Origin of the sequence: Sulfurospirillum arcachonense DSM 9755 (assembly GCF_000597725.1) — a bacterium.
Classification (GTDB): Bacteria; Campylobacterota; Campylobacteria; order Campylobacterales; family Sulfurospirillaceae; genus Sulfurospirillum_A; species Sulfurospirillum_A arcachonense.
Genome location: NZ_JFBL01000021.1, coordinates 19,527 through 36,055 on the forward strand (window position 1 = coordinate 19,527; position 16,529 = coordinate 36,055).

The 16,529-nt window shown below is 30.5% G+C and carries 13 protein-coding genes; 6 read left to right on the plus strand and 7 right to left on the minus strand.

Annotated features, from left to right (window positions below; all coding sequences use genetic code 11):
• Positions 1–3: 3 nt before the first annotated feature.
• Complete coding sequence (locus K354_RS0112930) at positions 4–3,039, plus strand: efflux RND transporter permease subunit (protein ID WP_024955911.1); 3,036 nt, start codon at positions 4–6, stop codon at positions 3,037–3,039.
• Positions 3,040–3,064: 25 nt separating this feature from the next.
• Positions 3,065–3,598, plus strand: a complete 534-nt coding sequence (gene mog / locus K354_RS0112935) for a molybdopterin adenylyltransferase (RefSeq protein WP_024955912.1) — start codon at positions 3,065–3,067, stop codon at positions 3,596–3,598.
• A 292-nt stretch (positions 3,599–3,890) separates the two neighbouring features.
• Here mog and K354_RS0112940 read toward each other — a convergent pair whose 3' ends face one another.
• From K354_RS0112940 to K354_RS0112970, 7 genes are all read right to left on the minus strand, one after another.
• Positions 3,891–4,190: a hypothetical protein gene (locus K354_RS0112940; RefSeq protein ID WP_024955913.1), complete on the minus strand. Its 300-nt coding sequence runs from the start codon at positions 4,188–4,190 to the stop codon at positions 3,891–3,893.
• Between the two features lie 247 nt (positions 4,191–4,437).
• On the minus strand, positions 4,438–5,043 hold the full coding sequence (locus tag K354_RS0112945; protein ID WP_024955914.1) for a hypothetical protein: 606 nt from the start codon (positions 5,041–5,043) through the stop codon (positions 4,438–4,440).
• Positions 5,044–5,130: 87 nt separating this feature from the next.
• The gene (locus K354_RS0112950; RefSeq protein WP_024955915.1) at positions 5,131–5,742 is read right to left on the minus strand and encodes a DedA family protein; all 612 of its coding nucleotides are present in this window, start codon (positions 5,740–5,742) and stop codon (positions 5,131–5,133) included.
• A gap of 8 nt (positions 5,743–5,750) precedes the next feature.
• On the minus strand, positions 5,751–6,542 hold the full coding sequence (locus K354_RS0112955) for a MetQ/NlpA family ABC transporter substrate-binding protein (protein ID WP_024955916.1): 792 nt from the start codon (positions 6,540–6,542) through the stop codon (positions 5,751–5,753).
• A gap of 18 nt (positions 6,543–6,560) precedes the next feature.
• Positions 6,561–7,202, minus strand: coding sequence for a methionine ABC transporter permease (locus K354_RS0112960; RefSeq protein ID WP_245600613.1), 642 nt, complete (start codon positions 7,200–7,202; stop codon positions 6,561–6,563).
• On the minus strand, positions 7,202–8,158 hold the full coding sequence (locus K354_RS0112965) for a methionine ABC transporter ATP-binding protein (RefSeq protein WP_024955918.1): 957 nt from the start codon (positions 8,156–8,158) through the stop codon (positions 7,202–7,204). The genes K354_RS0112960 and K354_RS0112965 overlap by 1 nt, the downstream gene beginning before the upstream one ends.
• Positions 8,159–8,168: 10 nt before the next feature.
• Complete coding sequence (locus K354_RS0112970) at positions 8,169–10,799, minus strand: valine--tRNA ligase (RefSeq protein WP_024955919.1); 2,631 nt, start codon at positions 10,797–10,799, stop codon at positions 8,169–8,171.
• Between the two features lie 181 nt (positions 10,800–10,980).
• Between K354_RS0112970 and K354_RS0112975 the strand changes: the two genes are divergently transcribed.
• From K354_RS0112975 to K354_RS14850, 4 genes are all read left to right on the plus strand, one after another.
• Positions 10,981–11,847, plus strand: a complete 867-nt coding sequence (locus K354_RS0112975) for a TIGR01777 family oxidoreductase (protein WP_024955920.1) — start codon at positions 10,981–10,983, stop codon at positions 11,845–11,847.
• Positions 11,848–11,981: 134 nt separating this feature from the next.
• Positions 11,982–14,012: an ATP-dependent helicase gene (locus K354_RS0112980; protein ID WP_024955921.1), complete on the plus strand. Its 2,031-nt coding sequence runs from the start codon at positions 11,982–11,984 to the stop codon at positions 14,010–14,012.
• 66 nt (positions 14,013–14,078) lie between these two features.
• On the plus strand, positions 14,079–14,468 hold the full coding sequence (locus tag K354_RS0112985; protein ID WP_024955922.1) for a rhodanese-like domain-containing protein: 390 nt from the start codon (positions 14,079–14,081) through the stop codon (positions 14,466–14,468).
• Between the two features lie 158 nt (positions 14,469–14,626).
• On the plus strand, positions 14,627–16,525 hold the full coding sequence (locus K354_RS14850) for a methyl-accepting chemotaxis protein (protein ID WP_024955923.1): 1,899 nt from the start codon (positions 14,627–14,629) through the stop codon (positions 16,523–16,525).
• Positions 16,526–16,529 lie beyond the last annotated feature (4 nt).

Sequence of the window (16,529 nt, forward strand, 5' to 3'; positions counted from 1 at the left end):
TAGATGTATAAATTTGCCATAAATAAACCAATCAGTACTTTAATGCTTGTTATGTCTTTTATCGTTTTTGGCTTGATGTCATATAAAAGTATGCCAATTAATCTTTTTCCAAATGTTGAATTTCCGGTAGTAACTATTCAAACTCAATATTTTGGCGCAGACCCTAGTAGTGTCGAATCAAAAGTTACTGATAAAGTAGAAGAAGCTGTTTCTGGTATAGATGGTATTGATAAACTTATGTCAACAAGTTATGAAGGCATGAGTGTTGTTACAGTGATATTTGAATTAGAACGAGATATAACAGAAGCTACAAACGATGTTAGAGATAAGATTGGTGGGCTTGTTCTTGCTAGTGAAGTTGAAAAACCGATTGTTAAAAAAAATGCGGGAACATCTGGTGCGGTTGTAAGTCTTTTTATTGCTACTAAGAATAATGATTGGCAATCTTTGATGAGACTAGCTGATGAAAAGATAAAACCGAGACTTCAAAGAATACGTGGTGTTAGTGAAATAAATATCGTAGGTTTTAGGGATAGGGAAGTTCGTATATTTGCAGATCCATTTTTACTCACAAAATATAATTTAACGGCAAATGATTTGCAAAAGATTATTGCAAGAGAAAATGTAAGAGCTAGTGGAGGAAAACTTGTAGGAAAATCAAGTGAATATGTTTTAAAAGCTAGAGCAGATGCTAAAAATATAGAAGATATGAAAAATATTAGAATTCTTCCAGGTGTTAAACTAAAAGATATAGCTCGTGTTGAAGATTCTCTTTCTGATGCAAAGAGCTATTCTTCATTTAATGGAAAAGCTGGGGTTGTTTTAGAAGTTAAAAAGATTTCAGGAACAAATACGTTAAATATAATAAATGGTATTAAAAAAGTTATGCCTGAACTTGTTAAAATTTCAGGGGATAATTATACTTTAAAACTTTTACAAGACCAATCAGGAAAAATTTTACAAAATATAGATCAAGTGACATTTGATCTTATTTATGGAGCAATTTTAGCTATTATTATTGTGTTCTTCTTTTTGCGAAATGTAACAGCTACATTGGTTTCAGCTTTAGCTATTCCTACTTCTATCATAGGTACTTTTGCCATAATTGATTGGTTAGGATATGATTTAAATAGACTTACTATGATTGGGCTAACTCTAGCCATAGGTATTTTTATTGATGATGCCATTGTTGTTATAGAAAATATTACAAAAAAAATGGAAAAAGGGATGGCTCCATTTGAAGCTTCATTTGAAGGAGTTAAAGAGATAGCTTTTTCAGTTTTAGCGATTTCAGCTATGCTTCTTGCTGTTTTTATTCCTGTTGCTTTTATGGATGGTATTGTTGGGAAATTTTTTAACTCATTTGCCATGACAGTCGCATCAGGTGTAGTAATTTCTTATATAGTAGCAATTATGTTTATTCCAACAGTAAGTGCAAGAGTATTAAATGCAAAAGAGAGTAAATTTTTTCATTTAACAGAGCCATTTTTTGTAGGTCTTGATAAAGCTTATTGTGCTATTTTAAAACCTTTAGTGAGATTTAAAACACTTACTATTTTGGGTGCAATTGGGATATTATTTGCATCAGGAACCCTTATAAGTAAAATTGGTGGGGATTTTGTTCCAATGGAAGATAATAGTGAAATGAGAATTATTGTAAAAGGCCCAATAGGTATAAATCTTGAAAGTATGAAAGAGAAAATGAAACCTATTGTTGAGTCTCTTAGTAAAGATAAAATGGTTGAGTATACAGTATTGACTATTGGATATACAACTGCTAAAGAAACACATAAAGCAATGGTTTATGTTAAAATAGTTCCTGTAGAACAAAGAAATTTAAGACAAGCTCAAATAGTACAAAAATATAGAGATAAGTTTAAAAGTTTAAAAGATTTAAAAGTTGTTGTTGAAGAAGTACCTGCTATAGATACAGGAACAGACAGTGCAAAAGTACAAGTTGTTTTAACAGGTCCAGATTTAAATGTTTTAGAAGATACATCGATAAAAGTTCAATCACTATTAAGCAGTATAAAAGGAGCAGTTGATATAGATAGTGATTTTGAAAAAGGAAAACCAGAAGTAAAAATCACTATACAAAGAGAAAATGCTAAAAGGCTTGGGGTAAGCGCTCAAGAGATTGCAAGTATATTTGGTGCAGCATTTTCTAGTGATACATCTATTAGTAATTATGAACAAGATGGAAGGCAATTTGATATCACATTACGATTTTCTGATGTTAATAGAGAAGCAGTAGGAGATTTAAAAAAATTACAAGTTAAATCTAATACAGGAGAGTTTGTTCCGCTTGAAGGATTAATTAATTTAGAAGAGACTACAGGGGCTGCTTCAATTAATAGGTTTGATAGAGAAAGAAAAATCTTGGTAAAGTCAAATCTTTTTGGTGTTCCTCTTGATAGTATTGTAACAGGAGTAAAAAATAAAATAGGAGAGATATTACCTGATGGATATAACTATCGTTTTACTGGTGATATAGAAAGAATGGCAGATACAAATAAGGCTTTTGGAATGGCTATTATTTTAGCAGTTATTTTGATTTACTTAATTTTGGCTGCTTTGTATGAGTCACTTATACAGCCTTTGATTATTATGGTAGCAATGCCTCTCTCGTTTATAGGGGTTGTTTTAGGTTTATATTTAGCCAATATGCCTTTTAGCTTGTTTGTTATGATTGGTGTCATTTTACTCTTAGGTATGGTTGGTAAAAATGCTATTCTTGTTGTAGATTTTGCAAACCAAGCAATAAAAGAAGGTAAACATGTTGATGATGCGATTTTAGAAGCAGGGGAAAAGAGGTTAAGACCCATTTTAATGACAACATTTGCCATGATTGGGGCAATGCTTCCTTTAGCATTAGGCGAAGGTGCTGGTCATGAAGGTAATGCACCTATGGCAATTGCTATTATTGGTGGGCTCATAAGTTCAACTATTTTGACACTTCTTATCGTACCTGCAATTTATCGTTTTATGTATCCTTTGGATTCTTGGTTAAGAAAATGGTATGAAAAAGGTGAGGTATGATATAATTTTCTAAAAAGGATAAATTATGAATGAAATAAAAATAGGAATATTAACTCTTTCAGATAGAGCAAGTGCTGGAGTATATGAAGATTTATCCGGAAAAGCTATTATAAATACACTCAATGAATATTTAACGAGCCAATGGGATAGTATTTATGAAGTTATTCCTGATGATAAAGAACTTATTAAAGAAGCATTAAAAGATATGGTAGATACTCAAGAATGTTGCTTAGTCGTGACAACAGGTGGAACAGGTCCTGATCCAAAAGATTTAACACCTGAAGCAACTGAAGAAGTATGTGATAGAATGATGCCTGGATTTGGTGAACTTATGAGACAAGTGAGTTTGCAGTATGTTCCAACAGCAATTCTTTCACGTCAAACAGCAGGTATTAGAGGCAAGTGTTTAATTATAAATCTTCCTGGAAAACCAAAGTCAATAAGAGAGTGTTTAGATGCAGTTTTTCCTGCTGTTCCTTATTGTATTGATTTGATTGATGGGCCATATTTAGAGTGTAATGAAGAAGTTATAAAACCCTTTCGTCCAAAAGCAAAATAGAAGTTATGAAAAAGTATGGTTTTGTTGGGTATGAGTATAATTGGGATTATATTTTAAAGCAGCAAGGGTGGTAAGATAAATTTAAAAAACTACCCGCTTTTGATTCATCATTAGAATATCTAGTAACTTTAAAAAGTAATCCAAATGTAAAAAACTTTTAAATGCATTTGATATGGGCAAAAGAAAACTTATTAAAAATAAAGAACTAGAAAAATAGAAGAAAAATGGTTTGGAACTAAAAATTTAAAGTGAAAAGAGTTTATATTATAGACAATACTAAACTCTTTTAAATTTACGAAACTTTATTAAAAAGCTTTTCTTGAAGAACTTTCACTAAAGCTTTATCAACATTTTCAGATGTTGTATCTATAAATATACTTGTATTGATATATTTGGGATTATTTATTGGTTTACTTGTTACTATAGCATAAGGATCTATCTCATTAAGCTTATTATTAGAAATTGCTTTTACAGAAAGTACTGCACCTTTTGAATTTATTTTAATCAAAGTATAAAACTTCGCATTTTCAAAATTACTATTTATTGTTGCTAGAAGACCAATATCTTCATTTGTTGGAAATATTATAATCATGTTTATTCCTGATATTAAAAAGATACGGTATTTTAGGTGTTTAGAAGAATAAAGTCAATTAAATTAAATTTTATAAACATCAGCTTAATAACTCATACATGGAAAGATATTTTTCAGCGAGGTTTAATTAAAACTCGCTGAAAGTTGTTTTTTTTAATGGAGAAGATTAAGTCAATATTGATAAATAAAAAAATAATTCTATTTTGAAACTTAAAAAATTAATCTAAAATAATAGGATTTATACTGATTATTTGAGATTAATGGTAAGGGACTTTAGTTTGTTAATCTCTTTTTCTACTTGGTTGATATTTTGCATTGCACTTTGAGCATTGTCACTGTAGATTTTACTTTGCACTAAAGAGCGATTAATAAGTTTAAATATAATATCTTCAATAGTAGTTTGAATATCTTGGATATTCTCTTTAGAATATTTTTGATTTAAACGGTTAAGTTGTATATCCAATTGTTCATTTAATGCTTTGATATATACATAAGAAGGTCTTTTTATACTCATCCATTGTCGTATTTCAGATGTTAATCGTTCACGTTTACGGTTATCATATGATTTTTCTGTTACAAATTTTAATTGATTTGCAAGGATACTCAATGTTGTAATAGATTCTAATTCATTAAAATACTCTTTGTATTGAGTTTGCATCATTGTATATAGAGTAATAAAGTCATCATTATATTGTGCAATAGCTATAATATCTTTCTTTATAGTAGGAATTACTAGTTTATGCTGATTAGGCTTTTGTGTAGAGTTCAACATTAGGTATGCACAAGCACCACTGAGTAGAATAGATAGCATAATAAATATGCGTAATAATGAGTTTGATTGTTTTTTTTCCATTGAATAACCTTATTGTCATATAGAATCCATTATATAAGATAAATATAACAATTTGATTGCAAAATAGTAATATGCTTTTTTCTTATGTTAAGAAAAATTTTTTGATTTTTTAATCTTTATATACACAATTGAGATAAAAATTATGCTGATTAGCGTAATTATTGTTATAAATTGTAGGTTTTCTTTAATAAGTTCTTGATTATCACCTAATATATATCCTAAAAATGTAAGAATAGCCACCCAAATACCTGCTCCTAAACTTGTATAAAGAGAAAATTTAAAGATATTCATTTTTGATAAACCAGCAGGGAGTGAAATATATTGACGAATGACAGGGATTAATCTTCCATTAAACGTAGATATTTCTCCATGTGATTTAAAAAACTTTTCCATTCTTTGAAGTTTATCTTCTTCAAACCAGATATAGTGACCATATTTTAGAAGAAGTTTTCTTCCAAGAGACCTTGAGAGATAATAGTTAAAAAGAGCTCCACAAAGAGAACCAAAAGTTCCCATAAAAAGAACCATATAGAGGTTCATTTCCCCTTTGTATGCTAAAAAACCAGCAGGTATCATAACAACTTCACTAGGAAAAGGGAAAAATGTGCTCTCTAGGAACATCAAAGCAAAAATGCCGATGTATCCTAGTGAGCCAATTGTTTGTACTAAAAAGTTTATTATTTCATGAAGAAATGCCATTAGTTTTCTTAAAACGCTGCTATAATCGCGCCCTTATATTTTTTAGCTATAAATTCACGAATTTTTTCTGAATTGATTGCTTTATTTAAGGCTTTAATCCCAGCTTTATTTTCATTACCACGTTTTACTACAACGATATTTGCATAAGGTGAATTGATTGATTCTATTGCTAAAGCATCTTTAGTAGGGTTTAAATTAGCACTTAAAGCATAATTTGTATTGATTACAGCTATTGCAACATCTCCTAATACACGAGGAAGTTGTGGTGCGTCTATCTCTTCAATAACAAAGTTTCTTGGATTCTCAGTAATATCTATTTTTGTTTTTAAATCTGTTTTAGCAAACTTTAAAAGACCTGCATTTTCAAGAACATCTAATGCTCTGTTTTCATTTGTAGGATCATTTGGTACAGCAATACTATCACCATCTTTTAACTCTTTTAAGTTTTTAATTTTAGCCGAGTATACACCCATTGGTTCAAGATGAACATTTACAGTTTTGATTAAATCTGTTCCTTTGTTCTTATTGAACTCTTTTAAATATGGAACATGTTGGAAGAAGTTTGCATCTAAATCGCCATCATCAACAGCTAGATTTGGAGTCACATAGTCTGTGAACTCTTTTATCTCAAGAGTATATCCTTCTTTTGCTAGGATTGGTTTTACTTGTTCTAATATTTCTACATGAGGGATAGGAGTTGCTCCTATACGAATAACTTTATCATTTGCATTTGCACCAATACCACTTAATCCTGCGATTAGAGATAAACCAAGAGTTAATTTTAAAATACTTTTTTTCATTTTTTTCCTTAATAATTTCTATTTTTTTGTAATTTTATAGAGGTAATCCCCTAATGATTGGAAACACTGTACTAAAACAATAAGAATTAGTACAGTGTATAACATGATGTCGGTTTTAAAGCGATAGTACCCATACTTTATGGCTACATCACCTAAACCACCACCTCCTACGGCTCCTGCCATTGCTGAGAAACCTATAATTGTGATTAATGTTAATGTTATTGCTGAAATTATTCCTGGTAATGCTTCTACTATCATTACTTTAAAAATAATTTGAAAATTACTTGCTCCATATGATTTTGCAGCTTCAATAACTCCTATGTCAACTTCTTTTAATGCACTCTCAATAAGTCTTGCAACAAAAGGAGCAGCACCAATTGTTAAAGGTACAATCGCTGCAGTTGTTCCAATACTTTTTCCTACAATAATCTTAGTAACTGGAAAAAGGATAATCATCAAAATGATAAAAGGAAAAGAGCGTAGAGTATTGATAATAACATCTAAAACTCTATATACCTTTATGTTTGGAGCTAAACCATTTTTATCTGTTAAAATCAATGCAATTGCGGGTATAAAACCAAAAATTACAGCAAGTAAAGTTGAACTTAAACTCATATAGAGTGTTTCCCACAAAGCAGGGAGTAAAATTTTTTCTAACATTATAAAATCTCCCATGTTACATTTTTACTATCTAAATATTGAGTTACACTCTCTTTATCACTAGCTGTTATATTGATAACTAAACTTCCTATAACATGGTTATTGATTTTTTCAAGTTTTCCCCAAACTATATTAAAATCTATATTCAAAGTTCTTGCCATATGTGTAATGATAGAGTATTGAGCAATCTCTTTTGGAAAATAGAGTTTTATATTTTCTCCATCTTCAGGAATTACCTCTTTTTCACCCAAGAATTTTTTCATTTTCTTATCGGGTTGTAAAAATAGGTCTTCTATCTCTCCTTGACCAATAATATTTCCGTGTTCAAGTAAAATAGCTTTTTGGGCTACAGCTTTAACAACATCCATCTCATGAGTCACTATAATGATAGTAATTCCTAACTCTTTATTGATTTTTTTTAATAAATCAAGAATAGAAGTAGTCGTATTTGGGTCAAGTGCACTTGTCGCTTCATCACTTAAAAGAATTTGAGGATCAAGCGTAAGAGCTCTAGCAATGGCAACTCTTTGTTTTTGCCCACCACTGAGTTCACTTGGATAAGCTGTACTTTTATGAGACAAGTCAATGAGTTTTAATAACTCATCGACTTTCACTTTTATCTCATCTTTGCTAAATCCCCACACTTGCATAGGAAGTGCAATATTGTCAAATACATTTTTTCTTTGCATTAAAGAGAAGTGTTGAAAAATCATTCCAACATCTTTTCTAAAACTTTTTAGCTCAGTAGTGCTAAGATTTTTCACTTCTTTGTCAAAGACTTTTAGAGTTCCTATTTCATAACTTTCTAAGCCATTGATACAACGAAGTAGAGTTGACTTTCCAGCTCCACTATGTCCAACCATAGCGAAAATTTCACCTTTATCTATTTTTAGACTAATATTGTTGAGAACTTTATCATTTCCAAAATATTTATCTAAATTTTTAATTTCAATCAACTAAGTACCTTTAAATACTTGTCAAAGAAGATAACTCTTCTTCAATTTTATCAAATTTAGATTTTGCATCATTAAGTGCTTTTTGATTAGTTTCAACTACTTCTTTAGGAGCATTTGCAACAAATCTTTCATTATTTAACATACCACTTAGTTTTTGTATCTCTTTTTCTAGTTTTATTTTTTGAGCACTAAGTCTTTCTATGATAGGCGTTAAATCAACACCTTTAAGAGGAATAAAAACCTCTAAGTTATCACTTACATCACGAACTGCATCTTCAAGCTTTTGAGTAATAAAGTTTACTTCACTACTTTTACCAAGAAGTTTTATAAATGGTACAGCTTTACTTAAATCTATGTTTTCATTAAGTTTAATAGAAAGTGTATCAATTTTACCAGGTACTTCTATAGTTGCTTTTGCACGTCTTATACTTACGATAGACTCAATAACGATTTCAAAGATTTTTTCTATCTCTTCATCTTTTTGTATATCATTTGGATAAGGTTTAATCATAATAGATTCAACATCTTCAAGTTTTGTATCACTTAATTCTTGATATAAAAATTCAGAGATAAATGGCATAAATGGGTGCGTAAGTTTCATCGCTTCTTTAAAGATAGCTCCAAGTTCACTTACACTTGATTTCTCAGCTTTAGAAAGCTCGATTCCCCAGTCACAAAACTCTCCCCATAAAAATCTATAAAGAACAGTTGCTGCGTCATTAAATCTATAAGAATCCATATAATCACGAACTTCTTTTGTAGCAACTGCAAGTCTTGATTTCATATAACGACCAAGGTCAGTTTTGATTTCAATTTCACTCAAATCAGCAAAACTATCAGCATTCATAAGAAGATATTTTGAAGCATTATAAAGCTTGTTTGTAAAGTTTCTCATCTGCTCTAGTTTTTCACCACTTAACTTGATATCACGACCTTGAACAGCAAGGATTGCAAGAGTAAAGCGGATAGTGTCTGCACTAAACTCTTCGATTGTATCAAGAGGGTCAATTACATTTCCTTTTGATTTACTCATCTTAGCGCCATGTTCATCTTTTACAAGTGCGTGAAGATAAATATCTTTAAATGGTAACTCTTTAAATTCATGTTCCCCTTGGAACATCATACGAGCAACCCAAAAGAAAAGAATATCAAATCCAGTGATAAGAAGAGAGTTTGGATAAAAGTCTTTCATATCATCTGCAAACCATTTTTCATTCTCAAATTCACCTTCATTGCCCCAACCAAGAGTTGAAAATGGCCATAAGCCTGAGCTAAACCAAGTGTCTAGTACATCAGGGTCTTGGTATATATTTTTGCTCTTACATGTAGGACATTCACTTTGAGTATCTTGCTCGCTTGCCCATTCGTGATTACATTCTCGACAATAAAAAACAGGTATCTGATGTCCCCACCAAAGTTGACGAGAAATACACCAATCTCTAAGTTCATTCATCCAAGCGTTAAATGAGTTTATCCAGTGACTTGGGTAAAATTCTGCTAGGTGGTCATTTACTTTTTGTATTGCACCATTAGCTATCTCTTTTTTTACAAACCACTGTTTTGAGATATAAGGCTCAACAACATTTTTGCATCTATAACAGTGTCCTACTTGGTTTTCATAATCCTCAATTTTTTCAACAAAACCTTCAGCTTCAAGTTTCTCTACAATAGGATTTCTTGCTTCTAAACGCTCTTGTCCTTTAAAATCACCACATTCATCATTTAAAATTCCATCTTCATCAAAGATAGTGATAAATTCTAAGTCATGACGTTTTCCAACTTCGTAGTCATTTATGTCGTGAGCAGGAGTTACTTTAACACAACCTGTTCCAAACTCCATATCAACATGTTCATCTGTAATAATTTTTATTTTTCGTCCTATGAGAGGGAGAACAACATTTTTACCCACTAAATGAGAATATCTTTTATCCTCAGGATGAACCATAACAGCGGTATCACCAAAGTATGTTTCAGGTCTTGTAGTTGCTACTATTATAGACTCATCTGAATTTTCGATAGGGTACTTTATGTGGTAAAGCTTTCCTTTATTTTGTTCAAATTCAACTTCTATGTCACTCAATGCTCCATCGTGTGTACACCAGTTAACCATGTAGTTTCCACGAACAATCATACCTTCATTATAAAGTTTTAAAAATGCTTTTTTTACAGAGTGTTTTAAACCCTCATCCATTGTAAATCTCTCACGGCTCCATGCAGGGCTTACTCCGAGTTTTCTCATTTGGTGGAAGATTTGATTTCCACTTATCTCTTTCCATTCCCAAACTTTCTCAAGAAACTTTTCACGGCCTAATTCTTCTTTTGTTATGCCTTTTGCAAGTAGTTGTTTCTCTACTACATTTTGAGTAGCAATACCAGCATGATCAGTTCCTGGTTGCCAAAGAGTTTTAAAACCATCCATTCTTTTGTAACGAGTAATAATGTCTTGAAGTGTAAATGTAAGTGCATGACCTATATGTAAGCTACCAGTGACATTTGGAGGAGGCATCATAATAGCAAAGTTTTTGCCATCTTTTTGTATACTTTTATTGCCATCTATTTCAAAATAACCACGCTCTTCCCAAATCTTATAATAAGAATCTTCTACTATTTTTGGATTGTAAACTGTACTTTTTTCACTCATGATACAAAATGCCTTATTTATATTTTGACGCGAGTATATCAAAATGTGGGTAAATAAATCATTAAAGGTAGAGAATTAAATATTTTAGTTTTTATTAAAAATGAATCTTTTTATTAAGTAAATACACACTAAAATACTATCTATAGAATATATAGATATTTTAAGATAATGTGGAGTTTTAATGAGAATAGCTATTTGTGGAGCTAGTGGTTTTATAGGTACACAGATTTCAAGAACCTTGGTTATGAAAGGTTATGAAGTGGTGAGAATAGGACGAGAACATTTTAAAAATAGTGCGTCTTTACATCGTTCTATTGATGGATGCGAAGTAATTATCAATCTTTGTGGTGCACCAATAATTAGTAAATGGGATGAACTGTATAAACATGAACTTTATATAAGTAGAGTTGAGACTACAAAAAAGCTTATTAAAGAAATAGCAATTTTACAAAATAAACCACTACTTTATATATCGGTATCATCTATATCTGTGTACAAAAGAGATTTTACACATGAAGATACTTCTGTAAACTATGGAACTGACTATCTCTCTTTATTGGCAAAAGAGTGGGAGCAAGAAGTAAAAAAAGTTGATGCATTTGGAGTTCGTTCGGTAGTATTTAGACTGGGGGCTGTTTTAGGTAAAAATGGTGGTATACTAGATGAAGCAAAAGTAGCTTTTAAAATGGGATTTGGAGTTATTCCTGGAGATGGAAAACAAGTCTTGTCTTGGATACATATGGATGATGTAATAGATGTTTTTCAAAGAGCTATTAAAGATAAAAAAATGCAAGGTATTTATAATCTTGTATCTCCTCAAAGTGTGAACATGAAGGGCTTTATGTCCACATTTGGTAAGACAATAGGAAGACCAGCTTGGTTAAAAATACCAAAAAAATTGATGAAAATTAGATATGGAGAGGGAGCCGAATATTTTTTCAAAGGCTCTCTAGTTTTACCAAAAAGATTACAAAAAGATGGATATATTTTTAAGTATTCGGATTTAAGTAAAGCTTTAAAGTCCATTGAAAATAGACAAAAAATATAATTTTAACTCTTTTATATTTATTTCATATTATAAAACTACAAAATCAATTTTGTGAATAACAATTTAAATTAATATAAAAAACAATAAAGTTTGACTATAATTCGCAAAAAATTAGACTTTCAGACAGGAAATTAATGCCTTTATCAAGACTTAACGAAGAACAGTATAAAGCAGCTACAACGGAAGCTGGCTCAAATCTTATTATAGCAAGTGCTGGAACAGGAAAGACGTCTACTATTGTAGCTAGGATTGCGTACCTTTTAAAAGAACAGAATGTAAAACCTGAACATATTTTACTTTTAACTTTTACTAATAAAGCAGCAGCGGAAATGTTAGAGCGTGTTGCCACTTATTTTGATAAATCAATAGTAGATAAAATAGAATCTGGAACTTTTCATGCAGTTAGTTATAGATTGCTTAAAAAACTTGGTCGTAAAATATCATTAAAACAGCCAAAAGATTTAAAAATACTTTTAAAAACAATACATGATAGAAGAAGATTTGATCATATAGATTCTCCCATAAAAGCCTACCAGTCTTCATATCTTTACGATTTATTTTCTTTATATCAAAACTCAACCGTTGATCTTAGTTTTTCACAGTGGTTAGAAGAAGATGAAAGTGAACATGGAGTCTATTTTGATATATATGAAGATATTTTTGAAGAATTTAAAGAGTTAAAAAAAGAGTACGGTTATGTAGATTTTAATGATTTACTTATTTTGATGAGAGATATTCTTAAAACAGATGATACTATCAAGTTTGCTGAAGTTTTAGTAGATGAATATCAAGATACAAATACCCTCCAAGGTTCTTTAATTGATACTTTCAATAAAAAATCACTTTTTTGTGTAGGAGATTATGATCAAAGTATTTATGCTTTTAATGGTGCTAATATAGACATCATTGGTTCTTTTGCAACACGTTATAATAATGCAAAAATCTTTAAGTTAAATAAAAATTATCGCTCGACTTCTAAAATACTTTCTTTAGCCAATCGTGTAATAGAACACAATCCACGACTTTATGAAAAAAAGTTAGAAGTGACAAGAATGGGTGAATGTGAAGCGCCAAGACTTTTGATATATAATGAGCTTTTTACTCAATACCAGTCAATATCTTCCCAAATAAAACTCTCTAATACAAACTTTAATGATATTGCAGTGATATTTAGAAATAATTCTAGTGCTGATGGTATAGAAGCAACTTTGAGGGAAGTAGGCATTACATGTAAGAGAAAAGGGGGGATCAGTTTTTTTGATTCTCGTGAAGTTAAAGCAATGATGGATTTAGTAAGTGTTGTTGTAAATCCAAAAGATATGATGGCCTTTATACATGTATTCGAGTATGCAAAAGGTGTTGGTTCTGCTTTATCTAAAGAGTTTTTTGAAGCACTTTTTAAATTAGGTGATGGAGATATATACCAAGGTTTTTTTCATCCAAAAGATATTGCTAATCCTTTTAAAACAAGAGTCAAAAATTATCAGCTGGGATTATTTGATGATTGTCATGAATTTGGAAGTGTGAGCCGGTTTTCTAAAGAAGGCTTTGATGAAGTTTTCTTATCTAATCCTATTTTAAAACATGCAAGGCTTAGTGTTGAGGGCTCAAAGTTCATTTACTCATTTTATAAATATATGAAAAACTCTACGCGTATTAAAAATCCACAAACTTTAGTTAATCATATATTGAGTTCTGAAATTTTTAATGCTATTGCTGATTCTTTAGCAATAGCTCGTTCTACTAGAAAAGATGGTAGTGTAGATGAAGTAGCAAAAAAAGAAGCAAGAGCAAGAATATTTAGAAAAGGGCACCTTTTGAAAGATTTAGCCAATGGGTATAAGTCTAGTGAAAGATTTTTAAATGCCTTGACATTAGGAAGTAGTGAAATGAGTGAAGGTGAAGGAGTTAATCTTCTAAGTGTTCATGCTAGTAAAGGATTAGAATTTAGTGAAGTGTATGTAATCGATCTTATGGATGGCAGATTTCCAAATAGAAAACTAATGAGTAAAGGTGGGAGTTTAGAAGAAGAGAGAAGACTTTTTTATGTTGCTACAACGAGGGCAAAAGACAAGTTAGCTCTCTCCTTTGCAAAATTTGATAAGATTAAAAAAATAGAATATATTCACTCTCCATTTTTAAAAGAAGCTAAACTTGTAACATAATTATTTATTTTAAATAAGTATATAACTAAATTAATATAAAATAGAATTAAATTATGAGGAGTGGTAATGAAAAAAGTTATATTGGGGTTGATAATAATTTCAACTTTTGTATTAGCGGGCGTTAAAACAGTAGGTATTTCACCTCAAGTATTACAAAGTAGCTATAAGATTATAGATATAAGAACAAAGTCAGAGTGGATGGAAACAGGGATAGTAAAAGGTTCTATTCCAATCATGTTTTTTGATGCACGTGGAAATTATGATGCACAAAAGTTTATAGATATGCTAAGTGGCTATGTGAAAAAAAATGAAGAGTTTGCACTTATCTGTCGCACAGGACGTAGAAGCACAGTAGTCTCTAATTTTTTAGGTGATATGGGCTACAATGTAGTCAATTTACAAGGTGGAATAAAAAGTTTACTCCAACAAGGATATAAATTAGCACCTTATCAATAAAATTTCTAAATAGTAGAAAGCTCTATTTTATCTTAAATGTTCCTTATTGTAACAAATTAGTATATTATTTTTAATTTATAAAATTATTATTTAGTATTTAAAGTAAATATATTTTTTATATATTAGTATATATTATAATCAATACAGGGAGTGCTAAAATGGGGACAATAAAAAATAAAATATTATTAATAGTTTCACTATTGGTGACAATTGTAATAGTAATAATAGCAGATATAGGCTATAACGAAGCTCGTCATGATATTCAAGAAGACATTGAACATAGATTATTAGCTACACTTAATATTGAAACAAATAAGTTTGACTCACTTTTTCGTGAGAAGAAAAAATTGATCTCTAATCTCGCAAAAACACTTGAGAAAGCTCCACTAGATAAAGAAATACATTTAGGGTATATGAAAGATACTCGTGATATTATGAATATTGCAGTTGTTTTTGCTGGATATTATGATAGACAGTATTTTGATACCTCAGGATGGATACCTCCTGCAACTTATGATGCAACAAAACGTCCTTGGTACACTGATCCTTTGAAAAATGATAAAAAACCAACAGTCTCTGGTCCATTTTCTTATAAAGGCAATGATGGAAAAGATATAAAATATCTAGCTATTGGTCAATCTATGTATAAAGATGGAAAGTTTTTTGGTGTGCTATCTAGTGAAGTAAGAGCTAAAGAAATTGATGTAAAGCTAAAAAAAGTTAAAATCTTAAAAACTGGATATATGGCTTTAATAGATAAAAAAGGAACTGTTCTTATCCATCCTAGTGAGAAAATCTTAGGAAAAAGATTAACCGATTTGGGATTAGACACACTTTATAATGCAATAATTTCCAAAAAAATAGGCAAATCAGAATATATATTTAAAGGAGAAGAAAAAATATCTTACTTTAAACACTCTGAAGAGTCTCCGTGGATATTAATATCATTGGCTAATAAAGCCGAAGCGGAAGAACCATTAAATGCTCTGTTAAAAAAATTCATCATTATTGGTATTGTTTCAATTTTAGTATCAATTCTTATTGTATATTTGATTATTACATTTTCTTTAAAACCATTATCAGATATGAGATTACATGCTCAAGATTTAGCTAGTGGAAATGGTGATCTTACAAAAGAGTTAAGCACTGAGAGAAAAGATGAAATATCTAAAGTAAGTAAAGAGATAAATAATTTTATTCAAAGAATTAGAAGTGTCATTCAAGAAGCTAAACAGTTAAGTAGCGAAAATTCTTCTGTATCTCATGAACTCTCAACAACATCTTTTCAAGTAGGTGAAAGAGTTGAAAATTCAACATTACTTATATCTGAGACAACTAATATTTCTCAAGATATTAAAACTGAAATAGATAGTTCAATTGAAGAAGCAAATGGTGCTAAAGAAGATATTCAAGAAGCAAATAAATCTTTACAAGAAGCAAAAGATGAAATTGTTTTAATGGCAACAAGCGTAGAAAAAAGTGTACAAACAGAGATTGAACTTGCTGCAAAAATTGCACAATTAAGTCAAGATGCTGAACAAGTAAAAGAGATTCTTACAGTTATCAATGATATTGCTGACCAAACAAATCTTTTAGCACTCAATGCAGCTATTGAAGCAGCCCGTGCTGGTGAGCATGGACGTGGATTTGCTGTTGTTGCTGATGAAGTTAGAAAATTAGCTGAACGTACTCAAAAATCTCTTATTGAAATCAATGCTACGATTAATGTTATTGTTCAATCTGTTTCTGGTTCAAGTGATGAGATGAATAAAAACTCTGAAGAGATTCAGAAGTTAACTATCTTTGCTGAAAATGCTCAAAGTAAAATTGTTCAAACTACTAAAGTTATGAATAAAGCTACACTAGTGAATGAAAAGATGATTAATAACTATATCCAAACAGGTAAAAATGTTGATAATATAGTAAGTAAAGTTCTTACCATAAATGAACTCTCTGGTGAAAATACAAGAAGTGTTGAAGAGATAGCAAGTGCTGCTGAACACTTAAATTCTATGACGGAAAAACTCAATACTACTTTAGGTATGTTTAAAACTTGATTTA